Source organism: Cupriavidus sp. LA-1 (assembly GCF_055385985.1).
Genome location: NZ_AP031388.1, coordinates 1908273 through 1923617 on the forward strand (window position 1 = coordinate 1908273; position 15345 = coordinate 1923617).

Below are 15345 nucleotides of genomic sequence, written 5' to 3' on the forward strand. Positions count from 1 at the left end.
CGCCGGACCCCGTGCGCCTGTACACGGAGGAGATCCAACATGCCCCTGGCCAAGCCAGCCTTCCCCCAGTCCCCGGGCCAGGCCGCCGCGCTGCCGGACGCCGCCGACACCGCGTTCGCCAAGGTCACGCGCCGCATCGTGCCGTTCATCGTGCTGTGCTACTTCTTCAGCTACCTGGATCGCGTCAACGTGGGTTTCGCCAAGCTGCAGATGCAGCAGGCGCTGGGTCTGAGCGACGTGGTCTACGGCCTGGGCGCGGGCATCTTCTTCTGGGGCTACATGCTGTGCCAGGTCCCCAGCAGCCTGCTGATCTACCGGCTCGGCATGCGCCGCAGCATGGCGGCCATCATGATCCTGTGGGGGCTGGTCTCGGCCGCCACCATGTTCGTGAGCACCCCCGTGGAGTTCTATGCGGCGCGCTTCCTGCTGGGCGTGACTGAAGCCGGTTTCTTCCCGGCTGCGGTGATGTACCTGAACAAGTGGTACCCGGCCGACCGGCAGTCGCGCATCATGTCGATCCTGTTCCTGGCGATGCCGCTGGGCATGGTGCTGGGCGGCCCGATCTCCGGCGCGCTGATGTCGGTCACGCATGACCTGCACGGGCTCGACGGCTGGCAGTGGATGTTCCTGATCGAGGCGCTGCCGGCCATCGTGCTGGGCCTGCTGCTGTTGCGCATGCTGCCCGAGTCGCCGGAGGCCGCGCCGTGGCTCACGCCGGCCGAGGCGGGCGCCATCACCCGAACGCTGAGCACCGAAAACGCGAAGAAGAGCACCCGCTTCGTCGCCGCGCTCAAGTCGCCGGTCCTGTGGATGCTGATGGCGATCTGCCTGCTGTTCAATATCGGCAACTACGGGCTGGTGTTCTGGCTGCCCACCATCATCCAGTCAACCGGGATGTCGTCGCCGCTGGAGATCGCCATGCTGACGGCGATCCCGTATGCGGTCGCGTGCGTGGTGATGAACCTCAACGCCGCGCACGCCGAACGTACCGGCGAGCGCCGCCTGCACTCCGCGCTGCCGCTGCTGGTGGCCGCCATCGGCATGTGGGCCAGCACGCTGTTCCCGCACAACACGGTGATGGCGATGGTATTCCTGACCATCGGCATTTCCGGCCTGATGGCCACGCTGTCGATGTTCTGGGGCCTGCCGGGCCGCGTGCTGGCCGGCACCGCCGCGGCCGGCGGTATCGCCATGATCAACAGCGCGGCCAGCCTGGCCGGCCTGATCGGCCCGGTGCTGATGGGTGGCATCAAGCAGAGCACCGGCAGCATCTCGCTGGGCGTGCTGGCGCTGGCCGGGCTGATGCTGGCCGCGGCGGTGCTGATCCTGGCGATCCCGCGCCAGCTGATGCAATCGCGGAGCTGAGGGATGGCGCAAGCAACCGACGACGATCCCACCAGCCTCCTTGCGCAAGCCGCCGCGGCCCTGCAGGTGCCGGTGGCGCGGCAGGATTGCGAGCAGGCCGCCGCGCTGCTGGCCGGCATGGCGGCCATGGTGGCGGGATTGCGCCAGGCGTTGGCGCAAGGGGAGGGGCAGCATGGCTGCTGAACGGCTGACGGCCGCTGCCATGGCCGCGCAAGTGCGCAGCGGCGAGCGGCTGGCGATCGATCTGGTGCAAGACGCCCTGCAGCGCGCCGAAGCCGCCGCGCCGCTCAATGCCTGCTCGGCCCTGCTGGCGGACAGCGCGCTGGCGCAGGCCGCAGCGCTGGACCGGCTGCGCGCGCAGGGCCGGCCGTTGCCGCCGCTGGCCGGCGTGCCATTCGTGGTGAAGAACCTGCTGGACGTGCGCGGCCACGCCACGCTGGCAGGGGCCGCGCCACGCGCGCAGGAGCCGCCGGCAACGCGCCACGCCGACACGGTCGAAGCGCTGGTTGCAGCAGGTGCGGTGCCGGTCGCGCTGGCGGCGATGGACGAATACGCGTGCGGTGCCACCGGCGAGAACGTGATCGGCGGTCCGGTGCGCAATCCGCTCGATCCATCACGCATCACCGGCGGCTCGTCCGCTGGCACGGCGGCACTGGTGGCTGCCGGGGTGGTGCCGTTCGGGCTGGGTTCGGACACCAACGGCTCGATCCGCGCCCCGGCCGCGTTCTGTGGCATCTGGGGGCTGCGCCCGACCACGGGGCGCTTGTCTTTGGCGGGATGCGTGCCGTACGCGCAGAGCCTGGATACCGTTGGCCCGATGGCGGGTAGCGCCGGTGACCTCGCGCTGGCCTATGCGGCCATGCTCGGCGTGGACATTCCTGTGGACCCGCAAGGCCGTGGTGTGGCGTCGCTGCGCGTTGGCGTGCTCGGCCGCGGCTTCTCTGATTTTGCCGAGCCCGAAGTGCAGGCGGCCGTGCTGCGTGTGGCTTCGGCCTTTGGCGCGGTGCGCGCCATCGACCTGCCCGACACCGACATGGCGCGCGACGCGGCCTCGGTGATCTCCGCCTATGAAGTCGGGCGCAACCACCAGGCCATGGGATTCTCCGAGCGCCACGCCGGCTACAGCGCCTTCGTACGCCAGCGCATCCTGGCCGGGCTGGCGATGCCGCGCGGCTGGTATGACACCGCGCGCCAGTACCAGTCGGCGTGGCGGCAGCGGCTGCTGGCGCTGTTCGATGACGTCGACCTGCTTCTGACCCCTTCGACGCCCTATGCGGCAACGCCGATCGGCGCCGATACGGTCAACGGCACCGGCCGCATCTACCGGCCGCGTGCCGATGCCGGGCACCTGACGCGGCCGTTGTCGCTGGCGGGCCTGCCAGTGGTGGCCGCGCCTTGTGCGGGCGAGGGCCTGCCCGCGGGCATCCAGATCGTGGCGGCGCCCTGGCTGGAGAGCCAGGCGCTGGCGGCGGCGCGCTTCCTCGAGGCGCTGGGGCTGTGCCGCAGCGCGGCGCTACGACGGCTGTAACGACTGTTTCATGAGTTCCGGGGCCATTGCGGCAAGGACTGTCGTGCCGTCGTTGCGTCGTCGCGTTTCATTTCCATGATTAGCGCAACAAATGTTGCATTGAATCGGACCATGCCCCTATACTGCAAGAGGGTAGACGGGGCCAACCCAGGTTCTGAACGGGATAAAGAGATCGGCAGTAGAGCCCGCTGACGAGACAAGGATTGACGATGGCATCGCAAGCAGCCGCGCCCCGGCGCGCCGACCTGATCTTCCGCAACGCCACGGTCGTTGACGGCACAGGCGCCCCTCGCCGCGTGGCCGATGTCGCCGTCGCGGGCGACCGCATCATTGCTGTGGGCGACTGCGCCGACATGGCCGCGGACCACACGGTCGATGCAACCGGCCGCGTACTGGCGCCGGGCTTTATCGACGCCCACACGCACGACGACGGCTACCTGCTGGTGCATCGGGACATGACGCCCAAGGTGTCGCAGGGCATCACCACGGTGGTGACCGGCAACTGCGGCATCAGCGTGGCGCCGCTGGTCAGCAGCGCGCCGCCGCAGCCGCTGGACCTGCTGGGGCCGCCCGCGCTGTTCCGCTTCGATACCTTCGCGCAGTGGCTCGACGCGTTGCGCGCGACGCCGGCCAATGTCAACGTGGTGCCGCTGCTCGGGCACTCCACGCTGCGCGTGCGCGCGATGCCGCAACTGGACCGGCCTGCCAATGAAGCGGAAATTGCCGCCATGCGCGACGAGGTCGGGCTGGCGATGGAGGCGGGCGCCTTCGGCGTGTCGACCGGCACGTTCTATCCGCCCGCGGCAGCCGCCACCGAAGCCGAGATCATCGCCGTGTGCGAGCCGGTCCGCACCCACGGCGGCCTCTATTCCACGCACCTGCGCGACGAGACCGACGACATCGTGCCGTCGATCGAAGAAGCGCTGCGCATCGGCCGAGCGCTCGACTGCCCGGTGGTGTTCTCCCACCACAAGGTGGCGGGCAAGCGCAATCATGGCCGCTCGGTTGAAACGCTGGGCCTGCTGGCCGACGCCGCGCGCCTGCAGCCGCTATGCCTGGACTGCCACCCCTATCCCGCGACCTCGACCATGCTGCGGCTGGACCGCGTGCGCCAGTCCACGCGCACCATGATCACGTGGTCGACCGGCTACCCGGCCGCGGGCGGCCGCGACTTCCACGAGCTGATGCAGGAGCTTGGCCTGGACGAAGACGCGCTGCTGGCCAGGCTGCGGCCCGCGGCGGCGATCTACTTCATCATGGATGAGCGCGACGTCGAGCGCATTGCGCAGTTTCCGCTGACCATCTTCGGCTCCGACGGCCTGCCGTTCGATCCGCGCCCGCATCCACGCCAGTGGGGGACCTTCCCGCGCATCCTGGCGCGCATGGTGCGCGAAGACCAGCTGATGACGCTGGAAACCGCGATCCACAAGATGTCCGGCCTGGCCGCGCAGCAGTACGGGCTGGCCGACCGCGGCCAGATCGTGCCGGGCGCGTTTGCCGACCTGGTGCTGTTCGATGCCGACCGCGTGCAGGACCGCGCCACCTTTGAAGATCCGCTGCAACTGAGCACCGGCATCCACGGCGTCTGGGTCAACGGCGCCCGGGTCTGGGAACAGTCCGCGCGGGCGGATAGCGAAGGCAGCGCGCTGCCAGCTTTTTCCGGCCGCGTGCTGCAGCGCCGTCCCACTGAAACCACTTCCGCCGCGCGCCGCTGACGCGTGGCCTGGCACCACCACCACACCATCATGACCCACGTATTCCATCGCAATCCGCGCCAGAAGCTGCCCGTTGCCGTCGCCGGACAGGGCATCGAACTGATCGACAGCGAAGGCCGCCGCTATCTGGACGCCTCCGGCGGTGCCGCCGTGTCGTGCCTGGGGCACGGCCATCCGCGCGTGATCGAGGCGATCAAGGCGCAGCTCGACACCATCGCCTACGCGCATACCTCGTTCTTCACCACCGAGGTGTCCGAGACCCTGGCTGATACGCTCGTGCAGGCGGCGCCGGGCGACCTGGACCATGTCTACTTTGTCTCGGGCGGTTCGGAGGCGGTGGAGTCGGCGCTGAAGCTGGCGCGGCAGTATTTCGTCGAAGTGGGGCAGCCCGGCCGCCGCCACTTCATCGCGCGCCGCCAGAGCTACCACGGCAATACGCTGGGCGCGCTGGCCATCGGCGGCAACGCGTGGCGGCGCGAGCCGTTCCTGCCGCTGCTGGTGCCGGCGCACCACGTGTCGCCGTGCTATGCCTACCGCGACCAGCAAGCCGGCGAGACCGATGCGCAATACGCACAGCGCCTGGCCGACGAGCTGGAAGCGAAGATCCTGGAACTGGGCCCGGACACCGTGGCCGCCTTCGTCGCCGAAACCGTGGTGGGCGCCACCGCCGGCGCGGTGCCGCCGGTGGGCGACTACCTGAAGCGCATCCGCGCGGTGTGCGACAAGTACGGCGTGCTGCTGATCCTGGACGAAGTGATGTCAGGCATGGGCCGCACCGGCTACCTGTTCGCGTGCGAAGAGGACGGCGTGGTGCCCGACATCGTCACCATCGCCAAGGGCCTGGGCGCCGGCTACCAGCCGATCGGCGCGATGCTGTCGACCCGCCGGATCTACGACGCCATCGTCGGCGGCAGCGGCTTCTTCCAGCACGGCCACACCTATATTGGCCATGCCACCGCTTGCGCCGCGGCGCTGGCGGTACAGCGCACCATCGCCGAAGACAACTTGCTGGCCAATGTGCTGGCGCGCGGCGAGCAACTGCGCGCACGGCTGCGCGAGGCGCTGGACGATCATCCCAACCTGGGTGATATCCGCGGACGCGGCTTGTTCGTCGGCGTGGAGTTCGTAGCCGACCGCGACAGCAAGGCCACGCTCGATCCCGCGCTGAAGACGCATGCGCGGCTGAAATCCGCCGCGATGCAGAATGGCCTGCTGGTCTATCCTATGGGGGGCACGGTCGATGGCGTGCATGGCGACCACGTGCTGTTCGCACCGCCGTTCATCTGCACGCCGCAGGATATCGACCGGATTGTCGAGCGCTTTGCCGCGGCGGTGCAGACGGTGCTGCCGGCTGGCGTCACGGTCTAAGTTGCTGACGACGTCAGCATGCCGCTGGCTTGCTCCTCTCTCCCGCAAGCGGGAGAGGGAGCACCCAATCAGTCCGCAGTCCGTGACGCCCACATCAGGCGAACGCAGCAACCTGCCTGAGCGAGCCGTGCCCTGACGCCAGCGCTGCCGGCTCCGCATCCAGCTTGAACTCCCCCACCACACGCTGCAGTTCGGTAGCCTGACCCGCCAGCGCCTGCGACGCACTGGCCGCCTGCTCCACCAGCGCGGCATTTTGCTGCGTCACCGTATCCATCTGTGCCACCGCCTCATTGACCTGTGCGATGCCGGCGCTTTGCTGTTCGGACGCCGCGGTGATCTCGCCCAGCAGCCCCGTCACGCTGGCCACGGCCTGAACGATCTCCTGCATGGTTTCCCCGGCCCGGCCCACCAGCGCCGAGCCGCTGTCCACCTGCTGCACCGAATCGTCGATCAGCTGCTTGATCTCCCGCGCCGCCGACGCACTGCGTTGTGCCAGCGTGCGCACCTCGCCCGCCACCACGGCAAAGCCACGGCCCTGCTCGCCCGCGCGCGCCGCTTCCACCGCGGCGTTCAGTGCCAGGATATTGGTCTGGAAGGCAATGCCTTCGATTACTTCAATGATGTCCGTGACCTTGCGTGAGCTGGCGCTGATCGCCGACATGGTCTGCACGACGTTGCCCACCACTTCGCCGCCGCGCGCGGCGATGCCCGATGCGGTGGCCGCCAGCCCGTTGGCGGTGCGGGCGCGCTCGGTGTTCTGCCGGACCATCGAGGTCAGCTCGCCCATGCTCGAAGCCGTCTCTTCCAGCGCCGCCGCCTGCTCTTCCGTGCGCTGCGACAGGTCGGTATTGCCCGCGGCGATCTGGTGCGAAGCGGTGGTGATCGAATCGGTGGAGGCGCGGATGCGCGTCACCAGGTCGGTCAGCATGTCTTCCATCTCGCCCAGGCCGCCCAGCAGCCGGCCAAATTCGCCGCCGCGCTCGGTGTTGAACTCCTGGCTGAGGTCGCCCGCTGCGACGGTCTCGGCAATGTAGACGGCTTCGGCCAGCGGCGCCTCGATGCTGCGCGCCAGTGCCCAGACCGCGCCCAGCGCCAAGCATAGCCCGCCCACGCCCAGCGCGATCAGCAGGCGGCGCGCGTCGTCCGCATCCTGCATCCGCGGCAAGGCCACCGCGATCCCGATCGCCATCAGCGACCACATGGCGCCGAACGCCGCGCCCAGGCGTATGCGAATTCCCAGGTTCTGCATGTCTCTCTCCCCGTTCTGATCAGACTCCACCACCCCAGAAGTGCAGGCGCCGGCGTGCCGGCCGCCTGTCTTGCCAATGTCTTGGCTGGCCAACTCATACTTAACGGCCGGGTAAGCGTGGTCTTTAGCAGATTCCTGGGCGCGGGGCTTGCCGCCGCCGCCGGCAGTCCGTCGGCGCGGAAGCTTGCGTGCGACATCCGGTCCGCCACCCTCCTATTAGCCCTTTCCTTTGAAGAACCTCACGCTGTTTGCCGTGACTATCAATTAGTATTTGAAAATCACAGCCTGCCCCGGGGATCACCCAATGAAGGCCCTGCAAGACCTGGACATCTTCGTGCGCACCGCCGACAGCGGCAGCCTCTCGGCCGCCGCGCGCGCGCTGGACCTGACCCCGGCTGCCGCCAGCGCTGCGCTCAAGCGGCTGGAGGCCGAGCTGGGCGTGCAGCTGTTCGTGCGTTCCACCCGCACCATGCGCCTGACGCAGGCGGGCGAATTGCTGCTGGCACAAGGCCGGCCGGCGCTGGACGCGCTGCAGCAGGTCGGTCAGCACCTGGCCACCGGCGTGCAGGCCTTCCGCGGCGCGCTGAAGCTATCGGCAACGTCGGATTTCGGCCGCAACCTGCTGCTGCCTTGGCTCGATGCCTTCCAGGCACTGCACCCGCAGGTGGAGATCCGCCTGCACCTGACCGACCGCATCGCCAATATCTACAGCGACCCGGTGGACGCGGCGTTCCGCTACGGCGAGCCGCCGGACTCCAACCTGGTGGCGCTGCCGGTGGCGCCCGAGAATTGCCGCGTGCTGTGCGCGTCGCCGCAATACCTGGCGCGGCACGGGGCTCCCGACACGCCGTTGGCGCTGTCGGAACACAACTGCCTGTGCTACATGCTCGGCGACGAAGTGCACGACCGCTGGCGCTTCTGGCGCCATGGCACCGAAGCCGCCACCGTGCGCGTGCGGGCCTTCAATGTGTCCAACGACGGCGATGCCGTGCACCGCTGGGCGCTGCTCGGCAGGGGGATCGCGTACAAGGCCTATTTCGATGTGGCCGGGGACCTGGCCGAAGGGCGCTTGCAGGCGCTGTGCACGGACTGGGGCACCGAGGCGTCGCCGCTGTACATGGTGGTGCCGGGGCGGCGGCAGGTGACGCCGCTGCTGCGGGCGCTGCGGGATTTTGTGGCGGAGCGGACGGCCGAGCTGGCGGCGCAGGTCGGCCGATAGGGGGAGTGGCGGCATGCCTGGTGGCATGTCCGCCTGGTTGCCCGAAACGCGCTCAGTCCACCTGCGCGCCCGAAGCCTTCACGATGCGCGCCCACTTGTCCATGTCGGACACCAGCATCTTGCTGAACTGCTGCGGCGTGCCGGTCATGACTTCGGCGCCCTGTGCGGCCAGCTTGTCGCGCAGCGTCTTGTCCGCCAGGATCTCCTGCATGGTCTGGCTGAGCTTCTGGGTTACGTCCTTCGGCGTGCCCCTGACCGCGAACAGGCCGACCCAGAGGTCGCCGCTATAGCCGGGCACGGTTTCGCTGATCGCGGGAATGTCCGGTGCGAACGGCGAGCGCCTGGCCGAGCTGACGCCGAGCGCGCGCACCTTGCCCGCCTTGATGTGGGCCAGCACCGACGGCAGGCTGGCGAAGGCCAGCGGCACCTGGTTGCCCAGCACATCGTTCAGCGCCGGCGCCACGCCCTTGTATGGCACATGCTCGAGCCTGATGCCCGCCATGCTGTTCAGCATCTCGCCCAGCAGGTGGTTCAGCGTGCCATTGCCGGCGGAGGCAAAGCGGTAGTGGTCCGGCTTGGCCCTGGCCATCGCGATCAGGTCGGGCAGCGACCTGGCGGGGAAGGCGGGATTGGCCACCAGCATGTTCGGCACGCTCGCCACCGGGGCGATCGGCTCAAAGTCCTTGATCGGGTCGAACGGGATGCTCCGGTACAGCGACGGGTTGATCGCCTGCGTGCTGCTGATGGTCATCAGCAGCGTGTAGCCGTCCGGCGTGGCGCGGGCCGCGGCCTGGGTGCCGATATTGCCGCCGGCGCCCGGGCGGTTTTCCACCACCACCTGCTGGCCGAGACGTTGCGACAGGGCCACCGCGACCAGGCGCGCGACGATATCGTTGGTGCCGCCCGGCGCCTGCGGCACGATCATCTGGATGGGCTTGGACGGGTAGGGGTCGGCGGCGAGGGCCCTGGCGCTGAACAGCGGCAGGCAGGCGGCCAGGGCAGCGGCGGCTGCCAGGGCGCGGCGGGTGCGTTGCATGGTGTCTCCTGGAGTTGCGGGGCCGCGCATCCCGGCCCGGGCTGGTGGCAACTCTAGCCGACGGCCGCGCCCGCGTGAAATTCAATCGCCGACTACGGGCATAAGTTTTATTGATCGGCCGGCGGCGGTGGCTTCAGCGACCCGCCCGCCGCAATGCGCCCGGCCACCAGCTCGCGCAGCACCTCCGCCACGGCCTCGGCCGCGCTGGTGCGCGGCAGCGCGCGTGGCCAGCACAGCGACAGCGTGCGGCGCAGCTCCGGCACGATCAGGTGCCGCGGCACCTCGCTGTCCGCCTCGGACAGCGACGACGCGGGCAGGATGGTGCAGGCGAGGCCCTCACGCGCGGTGGCCAGCAGGAAGGGCAGCGAATCCAGGTCGGCCACCACATTCAGCGGCGCACCCGCCTGCGCGAAGGCAAGTTCGACCACTTCGCGCAGTCCCTGCGAGCCGCTTGGCAGTACCAGCGGCAGATCAGCCAGGGCCTTGATTGCGACCGTAGCGCCTTCCGGGGTGACCTGCGGCCGAGCCTTTGGTTGCGCCTTGCCGCGCCCGCGCCCCACGGGAAGCGTCCCGACCACGTACAGCGATTCGCTCGCCAGCCGCTCCAGTTCCACCGCGCGCGACGGCGCATCGCGGAACAGGATGGCGAAATCCAGCCGGTTGTGGTCCAGCAGCTCCGAGATATAGCCGCTCATGCTCTCGAAGAGCTGAAGCCGGATCTGCGGATAGCGGACGCGCACGGCGCGGATCAGCGGCATGCCGAATGCCGCTGCCGCGGTGGTGGGCAGGCCGATGGCAACCATGCCGGTGACATCCGTGCCCGCTACCCGGACCTCGGCGCCGGCGATCTCGACCTGCCGCAGGATATTGCGGGCGTGGCGATAGAGCGTGCGGCCGGCTTCCGTCGGCTTGACGCCCTTGGCGCCGCGGTGGACCAGCGGCACGCCCAGTTCCTTCTCCAGCGCCGCCAGTTGCTGGCTGAGTGCGGGCTGCGCCACGCAGACCACTTCGGCGGCGCGAGTCAGGCTGCCCTGGTCGACGATGGCGATGAAATAGCGCATGGCGCGCAGGTCCATGACAGGCTCCGGGGGAATTCCAAAGTATTCATTTTACTTATGATCCCCTCGGCAATCGGTATTTCCCAGGTGCGGCCCGGTCCGGTAGATTGGCGTCAGGACATTGCGCAAAGCCGGATACCACCATGCCCCATCCCCTCGAAGGCATCACCGTCGTTTCCCTGGAGCAGGCGATCGCGGCGCCGTTCTGCACCCGCCAGCTGGCGGACCTGGGCGCGCGCATCATCAAGATCGAGCGGCCCGGCAGCGGCGACTTTGCCCGCGCCTATGACACGCGCGTGCGCGGCTTGTCTTCGCACTTTGTCTGGACCAACCGCTCCAAGGAGAGCCTGACGCTGGATGTCAAGCACGCAGCGGCCGCGCCCGTGCTGGCCGGCCTGCTCGAGCGCGCGGACGTGCTGGTGCAGAACCTCGCGCCCGGCGCGGCCGCGCGCCTGGGCCTGGACTTCGACAGCCTGAGCGAGACGTACCCGCGCCTGATCGTGTGCGACATCTCCGGCTATGGCAGCGATGGCCCGTACCGCGACAAGAAGGCCTACGACCTGCTGGTCCAGAGCGAGTCGGGCTTTGTCTCAGTGACCGGCACGCCGGAGGAAGGCGTCAAGGCCGGCGCCTCGGTGGCCGACATCGCTGCCGGCATGTATGCCTATACCAATATCCTTGCCGCGCTGCTGGAACGCGGCAAGACCGGGCGCGGCAAGCGCATCGACATCTCGATGCTGGAGTCGATGGTGGAGTGGATGGGCTTTCCGCTCTACTACGCCTTCGACGGCGCCGAGCCGCCGCCGCGCGCGGGCGCGGCGCACGCCACCATCTATCCGTATGGCCCGTTTCCCACCGGCGACGGCAAGACCGTGATGCTGGGGCTGCAGAACGAGCGCGAGTGGGTCGTGTTCTGCCAGGCGGTGCTGGGCGAACCCGATCTGGCCATGCATCCCGACTTTGCCAGCAACAGCCTGCGCAACCAGAACCGTGCGGCGCTGCGCGCGCGCATCGTCGACAGCTTCTCGGGCCTGACCGCCAATGAGGTGGTCGACCGGCTCGAGGCCGCCAGGATTGCCAATGCGCGCGTCAACACCATCGCCGACGTATGGGACCACCCGCAACTGGCGGCGCGCCAGCGCTGGCGCCAGGTCGACACGCCGGTGGGACCGGTGCCGGCATTGCTGCCGCCGGGCATGACCGAGGCGCGCATGGATCCGATTCCGTCGCTCGGCGCCAGCACCGATGCCATCCTGGCCGAGCTGGGCCAGACCGCGGAACAGATTGCCGCGTTGCGTTCGGCCGGCGCAGTCTGAAGCGAGACCGCCATGCCGCTCGCCGATCCGCGCACTTACCTGTTTGTCCCGGCCTCGCGACCGGAGCGCATCGCCAAGGCAATCACCTCCGGTGCCGATGCCGTCATTGTCGATTTCGAGGATGCGGTCGCGCCCGCTGACAAGGGGCAGGCCCGCGACGGGCTTGCCGCCCCGTGGGCGGTGCTATGGGGGCAGGCAGCGGCGGCTGGCGTCGCCATGCTGGTGCGCATCAACGGGGCCGATACCGCGTACTATGAAGACGATCTCGCCTGGTGCCGCGCACAGGGTATCTCCGACATCGTGCTGCCGAAGGCCGACCCGGGCGGCGTCGATGCGCTGGTTGCGGCATTGCCCGGTGTGCGCTGTTTCCCGCTGGTCGAGAATGCCGCCGGCTTTTCCGGCCTGCGCGAGCTGGCCCGTGCCGGCAGCGTGGTCCGGCTGCTGTTCGGCAGCATCGACCTGATGTTCGATCTCGGCGTGCAGGACGATGGCGAAGCGCTGCATTACTTTCGCAGCCGGCTGGTGCTTCATTCCCGCGCGGCGGGTTTGCCCGCACCCGTGGACGGGGTCTGCACCGCAATTGGCGATGACGCCGCACTGGCCGCGGAAACGCGCCGCGCGCGGGCCTTTGGCTTTGGCGCCAAGCTGTTGATCCATCCGGGCCAGGTCCGCGGCGTGCACGACGGCCTGGCGCCGTCGGCCGATGAGCGGCACTGGGCCGGGCGCGTCATGGCCGCGGCCGCCGCTGCGGATGGCGCCGCCGTGGCAGTGGACGGCAAGATGGTGGATCGCCCGGTGCTGGAACGCGCGCGCCGGATCCTGGCCGGCGCCTAGCGCCCGCCTTCAGTCCAGCCGCTTGCCCGCGGTCTCCGGCACCATCGCCAGCCCGATCAGCGAAATCAGGCCACAGCCGATCACATACAGCGCCGGCGCGCTGGCATTGCCGGTCAGCTCGATCAGCCAGGTGGCGATCAGCTGCGCGAAGCCGCCGAACACCAGCACGCCGATGCAATAGACCACCGACAGCCCGCTGGCGCGGATGCGGCGCGGGAAGAGTTCGGTGATCAGCACCACGGACGGCACCACGTTCAGCACCAGCGGCAGGGCCAGCATCGCGACCACCGCCAGCAGCGTGCCGAGCGACGGCCGTGCGTTGAGCAGCAGGAAGGCCGGGTAGACCAGCACCAGCATCGCCACGCGCGACCACAGGATGGCGGGCTTGCGGCCGATGCGGTCGGACAGCCTGCCGGCATACGCGGACAGCGCTACCTGCACCAGCGCCGCGACGCAGCCGGCGGCCATGCTGAGTCCGAGCGGGATCTTCAGCACCGTCACCGCGTAGCTGGTCATGTAGTGCAGCACGATATAGGTGGCGGAGGTGCCGCCGATCGTCACCAGCACGCCGGCCACCACCTCGCGGCCGTGTCCGCGGAAGATCTCCGACAGGCCGGCGCGTTCGTGGCCTGGCGCATCGGCGCCGGGGGTTTCTGCGGTTTCCTCCAGGTGGCGGCGGATATAGAGGCCGAGCGGGATGACCAGGATGCCGATGGCGAACGGCACGCGCCAGCCCCAGCCTTGCAGGGCGTCGGGCGACAGCCCGTTGGTCAGCGACAGCCCGACCACCGCGCCCAGCAGCACGCTGACGCCCTGGCTGAACAGCTGCCAGCTGCCGTAGTAGCCGCGTGAATGATCGTCGGCGTACTCCATCAGCAGCGCCGTGGAGGCGCCGACCTCGCCACCCAGCGCAAAGCCCTGCAGCAGCCGCGCCAGCACGATCAGCAGCGGCGCGGCCAGCCCGGCCTGCGCATAGGTAGGCGAAACCACGAACAGCAGCGAGCCCAGCCCCATCAGCCAGAGCGTCAGCGCCATGGCCGGCTTGCGTCCTACGCGGTCGGCGTAGAGCCCGATCAGCAATCCGCCAAGCGGGCGCGCGACAAAGCCCACGCCAAACGTGGCCAGCGACAGCATCAGCTGGCCGAAGCTGCCGCTGACCGGGAAGAACAGCTTGCCGATCAGCACCGCGAAGAAGCTGTAGACGGTGAAATCGTAGAACTCGAGGCCGTTGCCGATGGTAATGGCGGCAATCACGCGCCGGCGCGGCGCGGCAGGGCTGGCCGGGCGCGCGGCAAACTCGCCGTCGAGCGGCTGCGCGGGCAGGGAAGTGGACATTCGGTGTCTCCGTGGGTGGGGTGGCGCCGGCCTCGGGGCCGGTCATTGTTGGTGGCGTGGAGGGGCTCAGCGCAGGTAGCGCTCGACCAGCTTGACCCAGTAGGTGGCCGCAAGCGGCAGGCAGGCGTCGTTGAAGTCATAGCCCGGGTTATGGACCATGCAGCCCCCTTCGCCATCGCCATTGCCGACGATCAGGTAGCAGCCCGGGCATTCTTCCAGCATGAAAGAGAAGTCCTCGCTGCCGGTCAGCGGCACCATGTTGTCGATCAGGCCGTCCTCGCCCAGCCATTCGCGGGCGACCTCGCGTGCCATTCCGGTGGTGGCGGGGTCGTTGACCAGCACGGGATAGCGGCGGTCGTAGTGCACCTCGGCGCTGGCGCCATAGCTTTCGGCCTGGGCATGCGCCAGTGCGGTGATGCGTGCCTGCAGCAGGTCGCGCACCTCGGCCTTCAGCGCGCGCACCGACAGGCGCAGTTCGGCGCTCTCGGGGATCACGTTGGGCGCCTTGCCGGCCTCGATCGCTCCGACGGTGACGATGGCCATGTCGAGCGGGTTCACGTTGCGCGCCACCACTGACTGCAGCGCCATCACCATCGACGCGCAGGCCACCACCGGATCGACCGCGCGGTGCGGCACCGCGCCATGGCCGCCGCGTCCGGTGACGCGGATCGTGACGGTATCGGACGACGCCATGAACGGCCCGCCCAGGAAGCCGAACTTGCCGGTCGGGTGGCCGGGCATGTTGTGCAGCGCGAACACCGCATCGCACGGGAACAGGCGGAACAGGCCCTCCCGGATCATCTCGCGCGCGCCGCCCATGCCTTCCTCGGCCGGCTGGAAGATGACATGCAGCGTGCCCTGGAACGGCTTGTGCTCGGCCAGGTAGCGGGCCGCGGCCAGCAGCGTGGCGGTGTGGCCGTCATGGCCGCACGCATGCATCTTGCCGTCGATCTTGCTGGCATACGGCAGGCCCGTGGCTTCGTGGATCGGCAGGGCATCCATGTCGGCGCGCAGGCCGATGGCACGGCCGTTGCCGTGACGCAGCGTGCCCACCACGCCGGTGCCGCCCAGGCCGCGATGCACGGCATAGCCCCAGGCCTGCAGGCATTCCGCCACCAGGTCGCTGGTGGCGAATTCCTCGAAGCCGAGTTCGGGGTGAGCGTGGATGCGGTGGCGCAGGTCCACCATCTCCGCTTCGATGGCGCGGATGCCGGGCAGGACGGGATCGGGATGCATGGAGTCTCCGGAGGGTCTTGTCGGGGAATTGTGTGCAAGGATCTTATGCAGCCGCCGCACGTGCCGATAGCCGCAATGCTGTTATC

The 15345-nt window shown here is 69.1% G+C and carries 13 protein-coding genes; 8 read left to right on the forward strand and 5 right to left on the reverse strand.

What is annotated here, in order from left to right; all coding sequences use genetic code 11:
• Nucleotides 1-39: 39 nt before the first annotated feature.
• The 5 genes from ACZ5MJ_RS27835 (at nucleotide 40) to ACZ5MJ_RS27855 (ending at nucleotide 5976) form a co-directional block, all read left to right on the forward strand.
• Nucleotides 40-1365, forward strand: a complete 1326-nt coding sequence (locus ACZ5MJ_RS27835) for an MFS transporter (protein WP_464224154.1) — start codon at nucleotides 40-42, stop codon at nucleotides 1363-1365.
• 3 nt (nucleotides 1366-1368) lie between these two features.
• Nucleotides 1369-1548 carry a hypothetical protein gene (locus tag ACZ5MJ_RS27840; protein WP_464224155.1) on the forward strand — a complete coding sequence of 60 codons (180 nt, stop codon included), beginning with the start codon at nucleotides 1369-1371 and terminating at the stop codon, nucleotides 1546-1548.
• Nucleotides 1538-2893 carry an AtzE family amidohydrolase gene (locus tag ACZ5MJ_RS27845; RefSeq protein ID WP_464224156.1) on the forward strand — a complete coding sequence of 452 codons (1356 nt, stop codon included), beginning with the start codon at nucleotides 1538-1540 and terminating at the stop codon, nucleotides 2891-2893. Before ACZ5MJ_RS27840 ends, ACZ5MJ_RS27845 begins: the two co-directional genes overlap by 11 nt.
• A 209-nt stretch (nucleotides 2894-3102) precedes the next feature.
• Nucleotides 3103-4608 carry an N-acyl-D-amino-acid deacylase family protein gene (locus ACZ5MJ_RS27850; protein WP_464224157.1) on the forward strand — a complete coding sequence of 502 codons (1506 nt, stop codon included), beginning with the start codon at nucleotides 3103-3105 and terminating at the stop codon, nucleotides 4606-4608.
• 30 nt (nucleotides 4609-4638) lie between these two features.
• A complete protein-coding gene (locus tag ACZ5MJ_RS27855) occupies nucleotides 4639-5976 on the forward strand; it encodes an aspartate aminotransferase family protein (RefSeq protein ID WP_464224158.1) in 1338 nt (445 codons plus the stop codon).
• Nucleotides 5977-6070: 94 nt separating this feature from the next.
• On the opposite strand, the gene ACZ5MJ_RS27860 is transcribed toward ACZ5MJ_RS27855, so the two are convergent.
• On the reverse strand, nucleotides 6071-7225 hold the full coding sequence (locus ACZ5MJ_RS27860; RefSeq protein WP_464224159.1) for a methyl-accepting chemotaxis protein: 1155 nt from the start codon (nucleotides 7223-7225) through the stop codon (nucleotides 6071-6073).
• 304 nt (nucleotides 7226-7529) lie between these two features.
• Here ACZ5MJ_RS27860 and ACZ5MJ_RS27865 point away from each other — a divergent pair, with 304 nt between their 5' ends.
• Complete coding sequence (locus ACZ5MJ_RS27865; protein WP_464224161.1) at nucleotides 7530-8444, forward strand: LysR family transcriptional regulator; 915 nt, start codon at nucleotides 7530-7532, stop codon at nucleotides 8442-8444.
• Nucleotides 8445-8496: 52 nt separating this feature from the next.
• Here the strand turns inward: ACZ5MJ_RS27865 and ACZ5MJ_RS27870 are convergent, their stop codons facing one another.
• Both ACZ5MJ_RS27870 and ACZ5MJ_RS27875 read right to left on the reverse strand, forming a co-directional pair.
• Nucleotides 8497-9480, reverse strand: a complete 984-nt coding sequence (locus tag ACZ5MJ_RS27870; RefSeq protein WP_464224162.1) for a Bug family tripartite tricarboxylate transporter substrate binding protein — start codon at nucleotides 9478-9480, stop codon at nucleotides 8497-8499.
• 107 nt (nucleotides 9481-9587) lie between these two features.
• Nucleotides 9588-10556, reverse strand: a complete 969-nt coding sequence (locus ACZ5MJ_RS27875) for a LysR substrate-binding domain-containing protein (protein ID WP_464224163.1) — start codon at nucleotides 10554-10556, stop codon at nucleotides 9588-9590.
• 125 nt (nucleotides 10557-10681) lie between these two features.
• Here ACZ5MJ_RS27875 and ACZ5MJ_RS27880 point away from each other — a divergent pair, with 125 nt between their 5' ends.
• The gene (locus tag ACZ5MJ_RS27880) at nucleotides 10682-11854 is read left to right on the forward strand and encodes a CaiB/BaiF CoA transferase family protein (RefSeq protein ID WP_464224166.1); all 1173 of its coding nucleotides are present in this window, start codon (nucleotides 10682-10684) and stop codon (nucleotides 11852-11854) included.
• A 12-nt stretch (nucleotides 11855-11866) separates the two neighbouring features.
• Nucleotides 11867-12688 (forward strand): HpcH/HpaI aldolase/citrate lyase family protein, encoded by an 822-nt coding sequence (locus tag ACZ5MJ_RS27885; RefSeq protein WP_464224167.1) that lies wholly within the window; start codon nucleotides 11867-11869, stop codon nucleotides 12686-12688.
• A gap of 9 nt (nucleotides 12689-12697) precedes the next feature.
• Here the strand turns inward: ACZ5MJ_RS27885 and ACZ5MJ_RS27890 are convergent, their stop codons facing one another.
• Together ACZ5MJ_RS27890 and ACZ5MJ_RS27895 are read right to left on the reverse strand one after the other, a co-directional pair.
• Nucleotides 12698-14023 carry an MFS transporter gene (locus tag ACZ5MJ_RS27890; protein ID WP_464224168.1) on the reverse strand — a complete coding sequence of 442 codons (1326 nt, stop codon included), beginning with the start codon at nucleotides 14021-14023 and terminating at the stop codon, nucleotides 12698-12700.
• A 66-nt stretch (nucleotides 14024-14089) separates the two neighbouring features.
• Nucleotides 14090-15259 carry a M20 aminoacylase family protein gene (locus tag ACZ5MJ_RS27895; RefSeq protein ID WP_464224169.1) on the reverse strand — a complete coding sequence of 390 codons (1170 nt, stop codon included), beginning with the start codon at nucleotides 15257-15259 and terminating at the stop codon, nucleotides 14090-14092.
• Nucleotides 15260-15345 lie beyond the last annotated feature (86 nt).

What these genes read in the sequence shown, in the direction of transcription:
- ACZ5MJ_RS27835 (WP_464224154.1), top strand. Translation starts at nt 40, where the DNA reads ATGCCCCTGGCCAAGCCAGCCTTCCCCCAGTCCCCGGGCCAGGCCGCC.
- ACZ5MJ_RS27840 (WP_464224155.1), top strand. Translation starts at nt 1,369, where the DNA reads ATGGCGCAAGCAACCGACGACGATCCCACCAGCCTCCTTGCGCAAGCC.
- ACZ5MJ_RS27845 (WP_464224156.1), top strand. Translation starts at nt 1,538, where the DNA reads ATGGCTGCTGAACGGCTGACGGCCGCTGCCATGGCCGCGCAAGTGCGC.
- ACZ5MJ_RS27850 (WP_464224157.1), top strand. Translation starts at nt 3,103, where the DNA reads ATGGCATCGCAAGCAGCCGCGCCCCGGCGCGCCGACCTGATCTTCCGC.
- ACZ5MJ_RS27855 (WP_464224158.1), top strand. Translation starts at nt 4,639, where the DNA reads ATGACCCACGTATTCCATCGCAATCCGCGCCAGAAGCTGCCCGTTGCC.
- ACZ5MJ_RS27860 (WP_464224159.1), bottom strand. Translation starts at nt 7,225, where the DNA reads ATGCAGAACCTGGGAATTCGCATACGCCTGGGCGCGGCGTTCGGCGCC.
- ACZ5MJ_RS27865 (WP_464224161.1), top strand. Translation starts at nt 7,530, where the DNA reads ATGAAGGCCCTGCAAGACCTGGACATCTTCGTGCGCACCGCCGACAGC.
- ACZ5MJ_RS27870 (WP_464224162.1), bottom strand. Translation starts at nt 9,480, where the DNA reads ATGCAACGCACCCGCCGCGCCCTGGCAGCCGCCGCTGCCCTGGCCGCC.
- ACZ5MJ_RS27875 (WP_464224163.1), bottom strand. Translation starts at nt 10,556, where the DNA reads ATGGACCTGCGCGCCATGCGCTATTTCATCGCCATCGTCGACCAGGGC.
- ACZ5MJ_RS27880 (WP_464224166.1), top strand. Translation starts at nt 10,682, where the DNA reads ATGCCCCATCCCCTCGAAGGCATCACCGTCGTTTCCCTGGAGCAGGCG.
- ACZ5MJ_RS27885 (WP_464224167.1), top strand. Translation starts at nt 11,867, where the DNA reads ATGCCGCTCGCCGATCCGCGCACTTACCTGTTTGTCCCGGCCTCGCGA.
- ACZ5MJ_RS27890 (WP_464224168.1), bottom strand. Translation starts at nt 14,023, where the DNA reads ATGTCCACTTCCCTGCCCGCGCAGCCGCTCGACGGCGAGTTTGCCGCG.
- ACZ5MJ_RS27895 (WP_464224169.1), bottom strand. Translation starts at nt 15,259, where the DNA reads ATGCATCCCGATCCCGTCCTGCCCGGCATCCGCGCCATCGAAGCGGAG.